The organism is Streptomyces albipurpureus (genome assembly GCF_023701525.1).
Lineage (GTDB): Bacteria > Actinomycetota > Actinomycetes > Streptomycetales > Streptomycetaceae > Streptomyces > Streptomyces albipurpureus.
In genome coordinates this window covers 61,268-78,313 of record NZ_JAMQAW010000083.1, presented here as the reverse complement: position 1 = coordinate 78,313, position 17,046 = coordinate 61,268, and the positions used below count along the sequence as shown (strand labels likewise).

The 17,046-nt window shown below is 70.3% G+C and carries 9 protein-coding genes and 1 pseudogene; all 10 read left to right on the top strand.

Annotated elements, in window-relative coordinates; all coding sequences use genetic code 11:
• The first annotated feature begins 862 nt into the window (after positions 1-862).
• The 10 genes and pseudogenes from NBG84_RS36500 to NBG84_RS36455 all read left to right on the top strand — a co-directional run bounded on the left by NBG84_RS36500 (position 863) and on the right by NBG84_RS36455 (position 17,045).
• On the top strand, positions 863-2,341 hold the full coding sequence (locus tag NBG84_RS36500; RefSeq protein ID WP_250924001.1) for a sugar transferase: 1,479 nt from the start codon (positions 863-865) through the stop codon (positions 2,339-2,341).
• A gap of 73 nt (positions 2,342-2,414) precedes the next feature.
• On the top strand, positions 2,415-3,731 hold the full coding sequence (locus NBG84_RS36495) for a nucleotide sugar dehydrogenase (protein WP_250924000.1): 1,317 nt from the start codon (positions 2,415-2,417) through the stop codon (positions 3,729-3,731).
• Positions 3,688-5,000, top strand: a pseudogene (locus NBG84_RS36490) (glycosyltransferase family 4 protein). The gene NBG84_RS36495 and the pseudogene NBG84_RS36490 overlap by 44 nt, the downstream one beginning before the upstream one ends.
• Positions 4,997-6,394: a Wzz/FepE/Etk N-terminal domain-containing protein gene (locus NBG84_RS36485; protein WP_250923999.1), complete on the top strand. Its 1,398-nt coding sequence runs from the start codon at positions 4,997-4,999 to the stop codon at positions 6,392-6,394. The pseudogene NBG84_RS36490 and the gene NBG84_RS36485 overlap by 4 nt, the downstream one beginning before the upstream one ends.
• Positions 6,391-7,962, top strand: coding sequence for a Wzz/FepE/Etk N-terminal domain-containing protein (locus NBG84_RS36480; protein WP_250923998.1), 1,572 nt, complete (start codon positions 6,391-6,393; stop codon positions 7,960-7,962). The genes NBG84_RS36485 and NBG84_RS36480 overlap by 4 nt, the downstream gene beginning before the upstream one ends.
• Positions 7,963-7,965: 3 nt before the next feature.
• Complete coding sequence (gene asnB / locus NBG84_RS36475; RefSeq protein ID WP_250923997.1) at positions 7,966-9,894, top strand: asparagine synthase (glutamine-hydrolyzing); 1,929 nt, start codon at positions 7,966-7,968, stop codon at positions 9,892-9,894.
• Between the two features lie 26 nt (positions 9,895-9,920).
• Positions 9,921-12,116 carry a bi-domain-containing oxidoreductase gene (locus tag NBG84_RS36470; protein ID WP_250923996.1) on the top strand — a complete coding sequence of 732 codons (2,196 nt, stop codon included), beginning with the start codon at positions 9,921-9,923 and terminating at the stop codon, positions 12,114-12,116.
• Positions 12,113-14,107: a heparinase II/III family protein gene (locus tag NBG84_RS36465; RefSeq protein WP_250923995.1), complete on the top strand. Its 1,995-nt coding sequence runs from the start codon at positions 12,113-12,115 to the stop codon at positions 14,105-14,107. Before NBG84_RS36470 ends, NBG84_RS36465 begins: the two co-directional genes overlap by 4 nt.
• A gap of 99 nt (positions 14,108-14,206) precedes the next feature.
• Positions 14,207-15,730 (top strand): right-handed parallel beta-helix repeat-containing protein, encoded by a 1,524-nt coding sequence (locus NBG84_RS36460; protein ID WP_250923994.1) that lies wholly within the window; start codon positions 14,207-14,209, stop codon positions 15,728-15,730.
• A gap of 1 nt (position 15,731) precedes the next feature.
• The gene (locus NBG84_RS36455) at positions 15,732-17,045 is read left to right on the top strand and encodes an O-antigen ligase domain-containing protein (protein WP_250924039.1); all 1,314 of its coding nucleotides are present in this window, start codon (positions 15,732-15,734) and stop codon (positions 17,043-17,045) included.
• The last annotated feature ends 1 nt before the right edge of the window (position 17,046 follow it).

Genomic DNA, 17,046 nt, shown 5'->3' with positions numbered 1-17,046 from the left:
GTGGCCGAGCGGATGGATCCCGTCACCCACGCCCCGCCCGCCCCGGGGACCCCACAGCGGCCATCGTGGTGCACGACCAGAGCGGAGTCATCGCCGAACTGGGCCGCATAGAAGGCCTGTTGCCGCTCACCGGTTTGCCACAGCCGGGAAACCGCGCCCGAGTCGAGCCGGGCGGAGTGCCGGCGCAGTGCGGTGGCCTGCGGGCATCGCCTCCACGCCAGCGCCCGGGGCAGGCCGACGCCGAAGCACTCCACCACGAGGCTCTCGCCGGAGGGCGCGACCGCGCCCGGGCTCGGCCCAACTGTCCGTATCCGTAGGCCTCTTGGTCCCGGTGACGGCAGCCCAGACAACCCATCATCACAGGTCACCAGGCACGTCATCGTCCTCACAACACCCGTGGACGATCACCGGTCAGCGGACCCAGTCTCAAGCCTCAGCACAAATTACACACATCCCCTCCTCATGCTGGCCCCGATGGTCTAGATTGACCGTGCTTCAGATGTTCGGGCACAAGGCGAACAACAATGATCTATAGGTTCGACCCTAAAAAGAGACAGCAGTCGTGTCCCTGCCCCCAGACGTGGGGGTGATCAATTCTTGGAGCCCGGGAGGGGGCTTGGGTGCGGGGAGCACCCAAGGTTTCGACGGGTTCCCACACACCTCAAGAGCCTGGCAGGACGGGCAAGTCCGGTGCCGCCAGGGTGGGTTGTTCACATATCGCTGAATTGGCCGAGATGTCATGCGCGCGGGAGGCAGGGGCCTGCCGTGGGGAGGAACAGCGCGGCGCGGGAGGCGGGGGCCTCCCGTGAGGAGGAACAGTCTTAGGCGAATACGTCGAACTGCTGGGGACCTGGGGGGTTCTGTGGAGCAGGGGGAATTAGTCAACCCGTTTCCGTCGGCGCGTGAGCGTCTGGCAAACGGGACGATCAGCCAGCCCGCGATCGACTGGGAGGAGCGGTACCGCCGTACCGTCATCATCAGCGATACGGTGGCCACCGCCATCGTGGTGGCGGCGATCGGCAACTTCTTCGGGGCCCGGGACGCGGCCAACTGGCACGAGAAGTGGGGAATCCTGGCATTCGGCACCGAGTTGCTGGTGCTGGGAGCGCTTGCGGTGAGCAGGGCGTGGACTCCGGCCGTGCTCGGCCAGGGCGCCGAGGAGTTCCGCCGGCTCGGGCGCTCGCTGTTCGCGGCGGCCGTCATCCTGGCGCTCGGCGGAATCGCCCTCACCTCGCGCAACATCAAGCTCTGGATCTTCGTCGCGATCCCTGCGATCGCGCTCATCACCATGACCGAGCGGTATCTGCTGCGCCTGTGGCTGCACAAACAGCGGAAGGAAGGGCGGTGTCTGCGACCGGTGCTCGCCGCCGGGAGCCTGGCCACCGTGCTCGACCTGATCACCCGAGCCCGTAAGTCCCCGCACCTGGGCTGGCGGGTGGACGCTGTGTGCACGACGGACGGTCTCGGGCTCGACGGCAACCAACTGGGCGGAGTGCCGGTCGTCGGCCGACTGGCGGACGTCGCCAATCACGTCCGCCGCGACGGCTACCGTGTCGTCGCGGTCACACCGGACCCGCACTGGTCACCGGACCGGCTGCAACGGCTGGCCTGGAACCTCGAAGGCAGCGATGCCGAGATGGTCGTGGCCCCCGTGCTGATGGAGGTGGCCGGCCCGCGACTGCACGTCGACGCGGTGCTCGGGATACCGCTGCTGCGGGTGAGCATGCCGGCCTTCACCGGGGGCCGTCGGGCGGTCAAAGCGGTCGTCGACCGGATGGGCGCGGCGATCCTGCTGATGCTGTTCGCACCCCTGATGGTGCTCACCGGACTGCTGGTGCTGGTGGACAGCCGGGGTGGGGCCTTCTACCGCCAGCGCAGGGTCGGCAAGGACGGCCGCGAGTTCACCATTCTCAAGTTCCGCACCATGGTCGCCGGGGCCGACAGGGCACGTGCCGAGCTGGCCGACCGCAACGAGGGCGCCGGCCTGCTGTTCAAGCTCCGCCGGGATCCGCGGGTGACCCGGGTGGGAGCGGTGATGCGCCGGTACTCGATCGACGAGCTCCCACAGCTCTTCAATGTGCTCACCGGATCGATGTCGCTCGTCGGTCCACGGCCCCCGTTGCCGGAGGAGTCCGCCGCGTACGGCCCGGACATCAGGCGCCGGCTGCTGGTCAAGCCCGGGCTCACCGGCCTGTGGCAGATCAGCGGACGCAGCGACCTGCCGTGGGAGGAGGCGGTCCGGCTGGACCTGCGGTACGTGGAGGACTGGTCACTCGCCCTGGACACGGTGATCTTGTGGAAGACGCTGCGTGCGGTGCTGTACGGGCAGGGGGCCTACTGATGCGCGGGAGTCGTCATCCGGCTGGTGCGCGGACCGCAGGCCGGGAGGGCCTGCCTGGGGGGAAGGACGAGTCATGAGGATCAGCGTTTTCGGTCTCGGCTACGTGGGCTGCGTGTCGGCCGCGTGCCTGGCCAGCATGGGTCACGAGGTCATCGGGGTGGACGTGAACCGGGTGAAGGTCGACCTGGTCAACGACGGCAAGGCCCCGGTGGTCGAGGAGCGGATCGGCGAGCTCATCGCCGAGGTCGTGCGGACCGGGGCGTTACGCGCCACCGACGATGTCCGCGAGGCGATCATGGACAGCGAGGTGTCGCTGGTCTGCGTGGGCACACCGTCGGAGTCCAACGGCAGCCTGTGCACCACATATCTGGAGCGGGTCACCGAGCAGATCGGCGCCGTACTGGCTGAGCGGGGTGGGTGGCAGACCGTTGTGTTCCGCAGCACCATGCTCCCGGGCACCTGTCTGAAACTGCTGGTACCGATTCTGGAGAAGTACGTCGGTGGCACGGCCGGGGTGGACTTCGGGGTCGCGGTCAATCCGGAGTTCCTGCGCGAGGGCACGAGTGTGCGGGACTTCTTCGACCCGCCGAAGACCGTCATCGGCGAGCTCGACCCGGCAAGCGGCGACGCGGTGACGGCACTGTACGAGGGCTTACCCGGCGAGGTGTTCCGGGTGCCGATCCCCACGGCCGAGGCGATCAAGTACGCGGACAACGCCTTCCATGGCCTCAAGATCGGCTTCGCGAACGAGCTGGGCGCGGTGTGCCAGGCGCTCGGGGTGGACTCGCACCAGGTGATCGATGTGTTCCTGGCCGACCGCAAGCTGAACATCAGCCCCGCCTACCTGCGGCCCGGCTTCGCCTTCGGAGGCTCCTGCCTCCCCAAGGACTTACGCAGCCTGGTCCACGCGGCGCAGCGGGCCGATGTCTCGGTACCCATCCTCGCCAACGTACTGCCCTCCAACTCCGCGCATTTGCAGCGCGCGGTCGACTTGGTCGAGCGCACCGGCAAGCGCCGGGCGGGCCTGTTCGGGCTGTCCTTCAAACCCGGCACCGACGACCTCCGCGAGAGCCCGCTCGTCGAACTGGCGGAGAGGCTCCTCGGCAAGGGTTACGACCTGCGGATCTACGACGCCAATGTGAGCCTCTCCCGGTTGCTCGGCGCGAACCGCGAGTACATCGAGACCCGGCTGCCGCATCTCGCGCAACTGCTCGCGGACTCCGTGGACGAGGTGCTCGAACACGCCGAGGTGTGCCTGATCGGGACCAGGGATCCGGCCGTGCTGTCGGCACTTCCCCATGGCGAGAGCCCGATACTCATCGATCTCATCCACCTTCCCGACGCCGATGCGCGCCGGGCCGAACCTGGGTACGTGGGCCTTGCTTGGTGACACATCGTTCAATGACACGGCCAGCGGCGACCGGTCGAACCGGCACGCGCTGATTCTGGTGGAAAACCTGTCGGTGCCTTTCGACCGGCGGGTGTGGCAGGAGTGCAAGACGCTGCGCGACGCGGGCTGGAAGGTGCACGTCATCTGTCCCCAGGGGAGTAAACGGGACACGGAGCTGGAGGTGGAGATCGACGGGGTGCGAATACATCGCTACCCGTTGCGCGCGGCCACCGGAGGGCCGGCCGGCTATCTGCGGGAGTACGGATCGGCGTTGTGGCACACGGCCCGGCTGGCCCGCAAGGTCGGACCGGTCGATGTGGTCCACGCCTGCAACCCGCCCGACCTGCTGTTCCTGCCGGCACTGTGGTTGAAGCGGCGTGGCGCGCGGTTCGTCTTCGACCAGCACGACCTGGTACCCGAGCTGTACCTCTCCCGGTTCGACCGCGGCGAGGACCTGCTCTACCGCGCCGTGTGTGCGCTGGAACGACTGACCTACCGGGCGGCGGACGTGGTGCTCGCCACGAACGAGAGCTACCGGGACGTCGCGATACGCCGTGGCGGTCAGCGGCGGGAGGACGTGTTCGTGGTGCGCAGCGCACCGGAGACCGACCGGTTCCAACCGGTGGAGCCCGAGCCCGAGTTGAAGCGTGGCAAGTCTCATCTGCTGTGCTACCTCGGCGTCATGGGCCCTCAGGACGGTGTCGACTACGCCTTGCGGGCCCTGGCGAAGTTGCGCGACGAGCTCGGGCGGACCGACTGGCATGCGGTGTTCGTCGGCGCCGGTGACGCCTTCGACGCGATGGTGGAGCTGTCCAAGCAGCTCGGGCTCTCTGATCAGGTGCAGTTCACCGGGCGCGTTCCGGACGCCGACCTGGTGCGCTACCTGTCCACCGCGGATGTGTGCCTCTCCCCCGACCCGCGCAATCCGCTCAACGACGTGTCGACCATGAACAAGGTCCTGGAGTACATGGCGATGGGCCGACCGATCGTCTCGTTCGACCTCCGGGAGGCGCGAGTCTCCGCAGGTGACGCCGCCCTCTACGCGCCCGCCAACGACGAGGCCCAATTCGCCGAGCTCATCGCGCTGCTGCTGGACGATCCGGAGAAGCGGGCCCGGATGGGGAAGATCGGCCAGGAGCGGATCAGCGGGGAGCTCTCCTGGCGGAACTCCCAGCAATCGCTGCTCGCCGCCTACGCCTCTGCGTGTCGTGATCACACTCCGGTGCGGCGGTCGACCCGGTCAGAACCGGGAAGAGGCCGCTCCATTGAGCGATGACACGATACGCCTGGTCACGATCGGGCGGATTCTCCGTCGGCGTTGGCGGCTTCTCGCCGTCCTCGCCGTCGTGGGCGGGCTCGTCGGCTACGGCGCCTCGGTGCTGTTTCCGCCGCGTTACACGGCTTCGGCATCGGTACTGCTGCCGGGGCAGTGGGAGGAGCGCGAGCTGCTGACCCAGGTGAACATCGCGACCAGTTCGGCGGTAGTGGACCGCGCGGCTGCCAGCCTCGGTTGGGCGGGCGTCAGCGGCGGCGAGCTACGGGATCAAGTGAGCGCCAAGGCCGCCGACGGGAACATCATCAAGATCTCGGGTACGGCCGACACCCCGAGGCGGGCTCAGCAGCTCTCCGACCGGGTGGCTCAGCAACTCGTCACCTTCGCCGCGTGGATCGCGGGTGACAGCGCCGATCCGGAAGCGGCTACGGGGCCCGAGGCGCTGCGGCAGAAGGTGGTGCAGACCAACCGCCGCATCACCGAACTGGCCAACGCGGCCGATCCGGGGCAGACCGTGGAGAGCGTGCAGGCCCGCACCGCGCTGGAAAAGCTGCGCATCGCGCTGGAGGAGGCCATGAAGAAGCTCGACCAGGCCGACCCGGCGACCAACAAGGCCGGCATGATCGTCATGGGGCCGGCGGCCCGGCCGACCAGCGAGGCACCGCCGACGCGGACGCAACTGATCGGCGCGGGGGCGCTGCTGTTCTTCCTGCTCGCGGTCATCGGCCATCTCGCCGCCGCACGGGGGAACGGCCGACTGCGCACCGAACCGGAAATCGCTGCGGCGCTGGGCTCAGCGCTGCTGGGTACCGTCGACGTGCCTGGTGAACGGCGTGTGCAACGACCGAAGGACCTTGGCCCGCGGGCTTGGGTCCGCCGGCTGCTGGGCATCGACATCCGGTGGGACACACCGATCCCGCAGACGTCCGGCGACGAGGCGAGCCGGCGGATCCGCTATCGGCGGGTGTGCGCTCGCCTCCGGGACCGGATGTCCTCCTCTCAAGGGCTGTTGGTTGTCGTACCGGAGGGCGACGAGGTCGCCCACCGGGCCGCCGGGCAGCTCGTCGCCGAAGCCGGGAGCGATCCTTCCCCGACGTCTTCGAGCAGGGGATTCCCCGCGCTGCGGGTGGTGGAGGTCTCGGTTTCCCAGCCGATGGTGCCGGACCGTGACAACGAGTCCGGTGCCCTGGTCGTGCTCAGCGCGGGCAGTTGGACCGCGGGAGAGCTCGCCGGCATCGCCGAGGCGTGTGCGGACGGCCGGCATGAGGTCGTCGGCATCGTCGTCGCGGGCACGGTACGAGCTGATCCACCACGGTCCGCCGGCCATCCTCCGGACAACGCCACTCTGGCGCTCGCGTCTCGCGGCCGCGCGACGGGAGAGTCAGTGTGACATCGAGCACGACTTCGGAGTCGGCGGCAGCCGCTCCGCTGCTGGACCTGCAAGCGCTGGTGGTGGCGGTGCGCAGGCGCCGCCGGCTCTGGTGCGCCGTGGCGCTACTGGGGCTGCTGGCCGGCGCGGCGGTGGCGGTCCTGCTGCCGCCGCCACCGACCGCGGTGACCACGGTGCTGGTCGCGCACAAGGACGACCAGCCCAACGACACCGGAACACTGATCCGCACCGACGTGGCCCTGCTGGGGACCACCCGGATCGCCAGCAAGGCCCTGCGGTCCCTCAAGTCCCCTGAAAAGCCAGAGGACTTCATGCAGGACTACCGGGGTACCGGCTTGACCAACAACCTGCTGCAGATCAGTGTGACGGGTGACACCGACGCACAAGCGGTGGCCCGCGCCAAGGCGCTGGCCGATGCGTTCGTCGCGGACCATGTGGGACGGATGTGGGAAGCCGCGAAGGCCGAGGCCAAGGCCCTGCTCGACCAGCGTGACCGCATGCGGGAAGAGCTCGCCCAGGTCAACAAGACGATCGGAGACCGATCGCCGAAGAGCGACCCGAAGGCGTCGGCGAGCATCGAGTCGCTCTTCGCCCGCCGGGCCGAGCTCAACTCGCGGATCGCCGAGTTCGACCAGCGCGCCGCGGAGGCCCGCACCGGCACGCCCCAGCTCGTGGCCGGCACGCAGATCGTCGACGCACCGCGCGCGGTGCGGCACTCCCTGCCCAGGACCGCTGCCACCAACGCCGCGATCGGATTCGCCCTCGGGCTCTTCCTCGGGCTCGCGCTGGCAGCGGTCGGCACGGTGGTGGCGGATCGGCCGGTGCTGCGCCGGGAGATCGCGGCGAACCTGGGCGCCTCGGTGATCGCGGAGCTGCGCCGCACGCCCCGCCGGTCGGTCGGACTCTGGCAGCGGCGGCGTACCCGGGCGGCACGCGAACGGCTCACCACGACCCTGGCCCGTGCCGTGCGCGGCTCGACCGACCCGGTGTCGCTGCTGGAACTGGGCTGTGCCCACAGCACGAGCGTGATCGCCCTGGACGTCGCCAGGGCCCTGGCGGAGGAGGGGCCCGTGGTCGTCATCGACGGTCTACCGGGCCCGCAGCTCGCCAAGAGGCGCGCGAAGCCGGGAGACCCGACCGTGGTCAGCGGCGAGCGGGCCGAGGCCGTGCCGCATCAGGGGCGTCGGCTCGGCGTCGGCTCGGTCTCACCCGGCACGGCGTGGACCGACCTCCAGTACCTCGGTACCCAGACCGTGCTCGTGGTGCGGGCCGGGCACGGCAGCGCCGCATGGCTGCACACCGTGGCGCGGCAGCTCGCGGACCAGCACATTCCGGTGATCGGTGTGGTGCTGATCGACCCGGATCCGCGTGACCGGACCGACGGCACGCTGTGGGACGGGCCGCACACCGCGCTGCGCGGCCAGCACGAGCGACAGGCCCGGCAGAACGCGACGAGCCAGCCGCGCACGGAGCGGCTGGCCCGGCAGAACGGGACCACCCAGCCGCGGACGGAGCGGCCGTCGATGCCGGCCGCTCTGGTCCCGGACAACGACCAGGAGGGGCGCTAGAACATGTGTGGCATCGCAGGCACTTACCGGTGGCCGGACGGGAAGGTCGTGACCGACCGGCTCACCGATGTCCTCGCCCACCGCGGTCCGGACGGGGCGGGCCGGTACGGCCACCCCGTCGGTGACGGCGAAGTACAGCTCGGGCACCGCCGGCTGGCCATCATCGACCTGTCCGAGACCGGCGCCCAGCCGATGGTCTCGGGCGGCCTCGCCCTCACCTACAACGGCGAGCTGTACAACGCGCCCGAACTGCGTGCCGAGCTGGCGGCCGCCGGGGTGCGCTTCCGCGGCACCTCCGACACCGAGGTCCTGCTGGAGGCCTGGCGGCGCTGGGGTACGGACTGCCTGCCCCGGCTACGCGGCATGTTCGCGTTCGCGGTCTTCGACGAGCGAACCGGTGATCTGGTGCTCGCCCGCGACCAGCTCGGCATCAAGCCGCTGTTCCTGCTCCGGCGCGGTGCGGGCCTGATGTTCGCCTCCGAGCTCAAGGCGCTCGCCGCCGTGAACGGCGGTTCGCTGGAGGTGGACCATGCGGCGCTGGTCGCCTCGCTGCTGTACTACTGGGTGCCGGACTCGCGCTGCGCGTTCCGCGAGGCGGAGAAGCTGCCGCCGGGGAGTTGGCTGCGGTGCCGGCCTGACGGCCGGGTGGAGCGCGGCCGGTTCTGGAACCTGCGGGACGTCGCCGCCGAGGGCCAGGAGCGGGCCCGCAGCGGCGAGCAACCGGATCTGGCCGCCATCGTCGAGGAGTCGAACCGACGGCACCTGCTCTCCGACGTACCGGTGGCGACCTTCCTCTCCGGCGGTCTTGACTCCAGCTACCTGACCGCGCTGGCGGCGCGTCACCAGCCCGGGATCTCCGCGTACACGATCGCGTTCCGCGCCGAGGACGCCAAGTTCGAGGCGATGCCGGACGACCTGCGCTATGCCCGGCAGGTTGCCGAGCAGTTCGGCGTCGACCTGCGGGAGATCGAGATCGCTCCGCAGGTGCTCGACCTGCTGCCGCAGATGACGTACCACCTGGATGAGCCGATCGGCGACCCGGCCGCGATCAACACCTTTCTGATCTGCTCGGCCGCCCGGGAGGCCGGGGTCAAGGTCATGCTCTCGGGGATGGGCGCCGATGAGCTGTTCGCCGGGTACCGCAAGCATCTGGCCAACCTGCTCGCGCTGCGCTACCAGCGCATCCCGCGGCCCCTGCGGCGCGGTCTGTCCAGGGCCGTGGACCGGCTACCGGTCGCCACGTCCCGCCGGGGGTACCGGTCGGTGCGCTTCGCGAAGCGGTTCCTCTCCTTCGCCGATCTGCCGGAGGAGACCGCGTTCCGGCGCAGCTACACCATGTACGACCAGGACGAGTTGCTCGCCCTGGTCAATCCGGACTTGGCCGGGACGGTCCAGGACGTGCTGACCGAGCACGCGGACATCTACCAGGACAACGACCTCGACGACTTCGTCAACCGCATGTGCCTGGGCGACTCCCGGATGTTCCTGCCGGGCCTGAACCTCGCGTACACGGACCGGTCGAGCATGGCCGCGTCGACCGAGGTACGGGTGCCCTATGTGGACGTCGAGGTGGTGAAGGCCGCGTTCGCCGTACCCGGCAATCGCAAGATCGCCGGACGGCAGAGCAAGGCCGTCCTCAAGGAGGCGGCCGCCTCGATCCTGCCCCGGGAGATCGTGTACCGGCCCAAGGGCCTGTTCAGCGCCCCGCTGCGCGCCTGGATGAGCAGGGATCTGGCGCCGCTGGTGCGCGAGGTGGTGAACGACGGCGTGCTCGTCAGCTCCGGGCTGCTGCGCCGCGACGCGTTGGCACGGCTCGTCGCCGAGGACGCCGCCGGGCACCGGGACTTCTCCAAGCATCTGTGGCATGTGCTGACCCTTGAGTACTGGTATCGCGGCGCGACCTCTGGCTCCGGCCAGAGCCAGAAGGCCTGACAGCGTAGAAATCAAGAGGAGCTCGGGTGAAACAGGTTGTGCAGAACTACAAGAGCGGCGAGCTGGCGCTGCTCGACGTGCCGGTGCCGGGGTGCAAGCCGGACGGTGTGCTGGTCCGGAGCGCCTACTCGCTGATCTCCACCGGGACCGAGCTCATGAAGGTGTCCGAGGCCGGCATGTCGATGCTGGGCAAGGCGCGCTCCCGGCCGGACCAGGTGGCCAAGGTCATGCAGAGTGTGGCCACCAACGGCGTACCCGCCACCTACCGCAAGGTGATGGGCAAGTTGGACTCCTACACACCGTTGGGCTACTCGCTGTGCGGGGTGGTCGAGCAGGTCGGCGCCGGGATCGACGATGTGAAGGTCGGCGACCTCGTGGCCTGCGCCGGCAATGAGCACGCGTTGCACGCCGAGCTGAACTGGGTGCCGAAGAACCTCTACGCGCCGGTGCCGGACGGCCTCGCGCCGCGGCACGCGGCCTTCGGCACCGTCGGGTCGATCGCGTTGCAGGGCGTGCGCCGCGGCGAGTCACAGCTGGGCGAAGTGGCGCTGGTCATCGGCCTCGGGCTGATCGGGCAGCTGGTGGTGCAGTTGCTGGCCGCCTCGGGGGTCCGTGTCGTCGGGGTCGACCCCGACCCGGTGCGCTGTGAGCTCGCCGCGCGCCTGGGCGCTGTGGCCTGCGGCGATCCCGCGTCCGCTGCCGTGGAGAGCTCCGTCGCCGAACTCACCGGCGGCCACGGTGTGGACCAGGTGTACCTGGCCGCCGGGGGCGGCAGCAACCAGCCCGTCGAGTTGGCCGCCCGGCTGAGCCGGGACCGTGGCCGGGTCATCGACATCGGCAAGTGCCGGCTGGACCTGCCGTGGAACGCCTACTACATGAAGGAGCTCGACGTCCGGTTCTCCCGCTCGTACGGCCCCGGGCGCTACGACCCGGCGTACGAGCTTGAGGGGCGGGACTACCCGATCGGCTATGTGCGCTGGACCGAGCGCCGCAATCTGGCGTGCTTCCTCGATCTCGTCGCCCGCGGCTCCGTCGACGTGGAGCCCCTGGTCTCCCACATCGCCGACTTCGATGACGCCGTCGAGACGTACCAGAGCCTCCAGGGCGGCGACCTGAAGGCGGTGGCCGTGCTGTTCCGCTACCCCGGCCCCGCTGAAGGCACAGCCGCGGCGGAAGCCCCGGTGGTGGCCGTGCCCACGGTGCGACGCGGCGGCGAGGTGTCCGCCCCGGCCCGGTCGGCCAAGGCGCCGGTGCGGCTGGCGTTCGTCGGCGCGGGGAACTACGCGACATCGATGCTGCTGCCGCATCTGGCCCAGCGCGACGGCGTCGAGTTGTCCAAGGTCGTCACCACGACGGCGCTGTCCTCGGTCAACGCGAAGCGGAAGTTCGGCTTCGCCGAGGCGACCACCGATCTCGACGCCGTGCTCGGCGACCCGTCCATCGACGCGGTGTTCGTGGTCACCCGGCACAGCTCACACGCCGAACTGACCCGCAGGGCGCTGCTGGCAGGCAAGGCGGTGTTCGTGGAGAAGCCGTTGGCGCTTGACCAGGACGAGTTGGCGGGCGTGCTCGCGGCGGTGGAGGAGTCCGGCAACGACCGGCTACAGGTGGGCTTCAACCGCCGGTTCGCGCCGCTGCTGCAGGAGGCCAGGAAGCGGTTCGGCGCCCGGACCGGTCCGGCGAACGTCCGCTACCTGGTCAACGCGGGCCGACTGGATCACGGCAGCTGGTACCTCCAGCAGGGCACCGAGGGCTCGCGGTTCGCCGGCGAGGGCGGGCACTTCATCGACACGGCGAGCTGGCTGCTCGCGGCCGACCCGGTCTCGGTGTACTCGGTCGCCACGCCCGACAACTCGGACCTGCAGGTGGTGCTGCGCTACCCGGGCGGGTCCACCGCCACCATCAGCTATGTCACCACCGGCTCGCCCGGCTTCCCCAAGGAGACGCTGGACCTGATCGCGGACGGCAAGGTGCTGCGGCTCGACGACTTCGTCCGTGCCGCTGTGTACGACGGCCGCCGCAAGCAGTGGACCAGCTCGCGGCTGTCCAAGGCCCGTGACAAGGGCCAGCGCGCAGAGCTGGACGCGTTCCTCAAGGCCGTGCGGACCGGCGGGCCGATGCCGGTGCCGCTGGAGTCGCTGGTCGCCACCACGGCGGCCACCCTCGCCGTGCAGGACAGCCTGGTCGGCGGTGCGCCGGTGACGTTGGCGGGGACGCGATGAGCACCTCCATGGGCTGGTATCTGCGGCGGCTGTCCCGGATGGGACCGCGGGAGGTCGGCGGCCGGGTGGGCGACACGGTGCGCAGGCAGCGGTGGCGGTCGGCGGTGCCGGACCGCCCGAGCGTGACCGGCGCCCGGTTCACCGCGGTCCTGCCCGCCGGAACGCTCGCCGCGGTGCCGCCGGACGCCGCGAAACGTCTTGTCGCCGAGGCGGACCGGCTGATGGCGGGGCACGCCGAGTACTTCGGGGTGGACCGCGACGACCTGTCCGACCCGGACTGGTGGTACGACCCGAAGACCGGGCGCCGGGCTCCGTGGGGCTATGCCTTCGACGTGCCGTACCGCAGTGAGGACGCGGTCGGGGACATCAAGCAGATCTGGGAGCTGTCCCGGCATCAGTACCTCACCGTGCTCGCCGCCGCCTACGCGGTCACCGGGGACGAGCGGTACGCCGAGCGAGTGGCCGAGCACCTGCGGTCGTGGTGGGCGGCCAACGCGCCGCTGCGCGGAGTGCACTGGATCAGCGGCATCGAGCTGGGGATCCGGTTGCTGTCCTGGGTGTGGATACGCCGGCTGCTCGACGGCTGGCCGGGCGTGGCCGGGCTGTTCGAGTCCAACCCGGTGGCGCTCAACCAGATCTGGCACCACCAGCGCTGGCTGGCCGCCTTCCCCAGCCGGGGGTCTTCCGCGAACAACCACATCATCGCCGAGGCAGCCGGGCAGTTCGCCGCGGCCTGCGCGTTCGGGTGGTTCCCCTCATCGGCGCGTTGGCGCGCCGACGCCCTGCGGTCGCTGGAGCGGCACCTGCGAGGCAACACCTTCGGCTCCGGCCTCAACCGGGAGCTGGCCACCGAGTACCACGGACTGGTCCTGGAGCTCGGCCTGGCCGCGGTGGCCGAGGCGGACGCCGTCGGCGTGCCGGTTCCCGCGTCCGTCCGGCTGGTGCTGCTGCGCATGACCGACGCGCTCGCTGCCATCGTGGACAACCGGCTACGGCCGCCGCGCCAGGGGGACGCGGACGACGGGCACGGTCTGGTCGTGGACGGTACGGGCACCGACCGTTGGGCCTCGCTACTGGCTACCGGGGACGCCGTTTTCGGTCGGCTCGACTGGTGGCCGGCAGTGACCGGCACCGATGTGCGCACCCCGCTGTTGGCCGCCCTCATCCGGCCGTACCCGAAAGATGGAACGGCGCCGAGCGCGACCCGCCCGGCAAGCCGACCGGCCCACTTCGCCGACGCGGGGCTCACCATCCTGCGCGGCCCCGGGGAGATCTGGTGCCGCTGCGACGCCGGTCCGCACGGCTTCCTGTCCATCGCCGCGCATGCCCACGCGGACGCGCTGTCCGTGGAGGTCCGGCACGACGGGGTCGACGTGCTCGCCGACCCGGGGACGTTCTGCTACCACGGGCAGCCCGAGTGGCGGCAGTACTTCCGGTCGACCCTCGGCCACAACACGCTGGAGCTGAACGGCGGTGACCAGTCCGTCTCCGGCGGTCCGTTCCTCTGGACCCGGCATGCCCGCAGCCGCGTCCTGGTCGCGGACACATCCGACGAGAGTGTGGCCCGCTGGTGCGCGGAGCACGACGGCTACCGACCCTCCGTGCACCGCCGCCGGGTGGAGTTGACCGCGGCGAGCCAGGAGCTGCGGGTGGTCGACGAGGTGCGCGGCCCGCGCCAGGCCGCGCGGCTGGCGTTCCACCTCGGGCCAACGATCGCCGCGGACCTGGTGGAGAACCGGGCGGTGCTCACCTGGACCCGGGACGGTGAGGACCGCTCCGCGGTACTCGACCTGCCCGAGCAGCTGCGCTGGCGGGCACATCGCGGCGAGAGTGACCCGCCGCTGGGCTGGTACTCCGCCGGCTTCGGGCGCAAGGAGCCCACCACCACACTGGTCGGCACCGGCTTCGCCGACGGCACCGCGCTGTCGGGGGAGTTCACCACCGTACTCAGGTTCCGCGGTGAGGGGCTGGCGCGGAGCGTCGGCGACTGACGACAACGCGGGGTTGGGGGTCCCTCCCAGGCCGAAGGCCCAAGGGGAGCGAGCCCGGCAGGATCGATCCGAACATGAGCGCTTAGGGGGGACGGACGCGTGGGGATCAAGTGGCGGAACTGGGCGTTGCCGGTGGCGGCACTGGCCCTGCCGGCGACCGGCTGTGTGAGCACCCAGGGCGCCCCGGCGGAGCCGACCGTCGCGCCATCCGCGTCCGGGGCCCGGTCCGTGGCCCGGGTGTGCGCCAAGCCAGCGGCCGGGCCGGCGAAGGCGCCGGCCGGCGCGGTGACCGTCGACCCCGCGGTCGTCGGTGACCTGGCCGCGAAGACCCTGAGCAGCCCCCCGAACTCCACGTTCTGGCTTCGACCTGGCAAGCACAGGCTTGAGCCGGACCGCTACTCCCAGGTCATCCCCAAGAAGGGGAACCGCTACGTCGGCGCGCCGGGCGCGGTGCTCGACGGCCGCAAGACCAACCAGTACGCGTTCGGCGGCACCGCAAGCGATGTCACGATCCGCCACCTGACCGTGGAGGGTTTTGTCGCGCCGCACAACGAGGGCGTGGTCAACCACGACTCGGCCGACGGGTGGGTGATCGAGCACACGAAGATCCAGCACAACTCCGGCGCCGGACTGATGGTCGGTGCCCGTCAGCGGGTCCGCGCCAACTGCCTGCGCGGCAACGGCCAGTACGGCATGAACGCCTACAAGGGCACCGGTCGGGTCAGTGGCCTGGTGGTCGAGGGCAACGAGATCGTGGCCAACAACACCGACGACTGGGAGCGGCGACGGCCTGGCTGCGGCTGCACCGGAGGGGTCAAGTTCTGGGCCGTCGACGGCGCCGACGTACGGGGCAACTGGGTGCACGACAACCGCGGAGCCGGGTTATGGGCGGACACCAACAACAACGACTTCCGCATCGAAGACAATGTGATCGAGGCCAATGACGGTGCCGCACTGATCTATGAGATCAGCTACAACGCGGTCATCCGGAAGAACACGATCCGGCGGAACAACTGGGTCGAGGGCCGCCGGTACGCCGACGGCGGCGACACCTTCCCGTTCGCGACCGTCTACCTGTCCGAGGCCGGCGGCGAGCCACGGATCCACGCCCGCACGGACAAGATCGAGATCTACCGGAACGTGCTGGAGAACAACTGGTCCGGAATCACCCTGTGGGAGAACGCCGACCGGTTCTGCAACAGCCCGGCCAACACCTCCTCCGGTGACTGCACCCTGCTGGTGCGGGACACCGACCGCTGTACACGGCCGGCGATCGCCACCGCACCGCTCTTCGCCGACTGCCGGTGGAAGACCCAGCGGGTCGACATCCACCACAACCGCTTCGTGCTGGACACCTCCGTCGTCGGGTGCACGGCGAAGTGCGACCGCATGGCGGTGCTGGCCAACTACGGCACCTATCCGGACTGGTCGCCGTACCAGGGTGAACGGGTGGCTGAGGCGATCACCCACAAGCAGCACAACCGCTGGCGCGACAACGTCTACCTCGGGCCGTGGAAGTTCGTCGCCCACGACCCGAGCCGGGTGCTCGACTTCGGGCAGTGGCAGAGCGCGCCCTACCAGCAGGACGCGGGCAGCACCCTCGACCCACGGGCCGGTGGTTGAGATGGGCGGGGAGTCGGGGCGCGGTGGGCCATCGGGCGGACAGGACACCGCGAACACTGCGGGCACGCGGCCCGGCGCGCAACCGCGCCCGGCCGGTACACCGAAGGCAGTCGGGATCGTCTGGGGGCTGTTGATCCTCAACACGCTCGGCTCCGCCGGGGCGAAGACCATCATCCCGCTGCCCCGCTCCCTCATCCAGATGGTCACCATGGGCGCGCTGGTCGCCGCGTTCGCGCTGGCGCTCACGCTCAATCTCCGGCTGCGCGTCCGGGCCAGCGCCTTCGTGCTCCTGCTCACCCTGCTGCTGGTGCCGAGCGTGATCTCCAGCATGCATCTGGTGTCCGGGTTCGGCGCGCTGTTCCGCTGTACCCGGCTGGCGCTCTTCATCGGCACCCTGTGGCTACTCGGCCGCTGGTGGGACGGCGGTCTGACGTTCGTCCGGCACCACATCCGGATGTACTTCGCGGTGCTCGGGTCAGTGGCCGCGGGCGCGGTCATCTCACCGGGCGCGGCCGTACCCGAGCTCTACGGCGGGCGGCTGGTCGGCGCGTTGTGGCCGCTCACCCCGCCGCAGATCGGACAGTACGCCGCGGTGATCATCGGGCTCACCACGCTGCTCGTACTGGGCCGCAGGACCGATCGGGCCAGCGCGGTGGTGGTCATCGTGCCGTCGCTCGTCCTGCTCGCGTTGACCCATACCCGCACGGCCACCCTCGGACTGCTCATCGGGTTGGGGTTGGCGATCAGCTCGCTCGTCCTGACCAGCCCCGCCGCCCGCCGGTTCTTCGCCTGGGCGGTGCTGTGCGCCGTGGTGGCCGCCGTGGCGTTCAGCTCCGCGCTCCAGGCGTGGTTCCTGCGCGGACAGAGCCAGGAGAACTTCTCCAACCTCACCGGTCGGGCCAAGGTGTGGGACGCCCTGCTGGCAGCCCCCCGGACGACCTCGGAGCACCTGTTCGGCGTGGGTCTTGGCGACAAGTCGTTCGGCGGGCTGCCGATCGACAACAGCTGGCTGGCCGTCTACCACGAGCAGGGTCTGACCGGCGCCGCCATCGTGACGGCGATCTTCATCACGCTGGGCGGCGTCGCATTGCTGCGGCCGCCGTCGCTCCAGCGAGCCAGCGCGATCTTCCTGATCAGCTACTGCGCGATCGCGTCGTACACGGAGGCCGGGTTGGGCGACGCCTCGCCGTATCTGCTGCATCTGGCCGTGGCCGCCTCGCTGCTGGCGGCACCCGCCGCCGCCACGCCGCTCTCGACGCCCGCAGTACCTCGACGACGTCTCCCGCGATGGGCGCGGGGATCGGAAGTGACCTGAA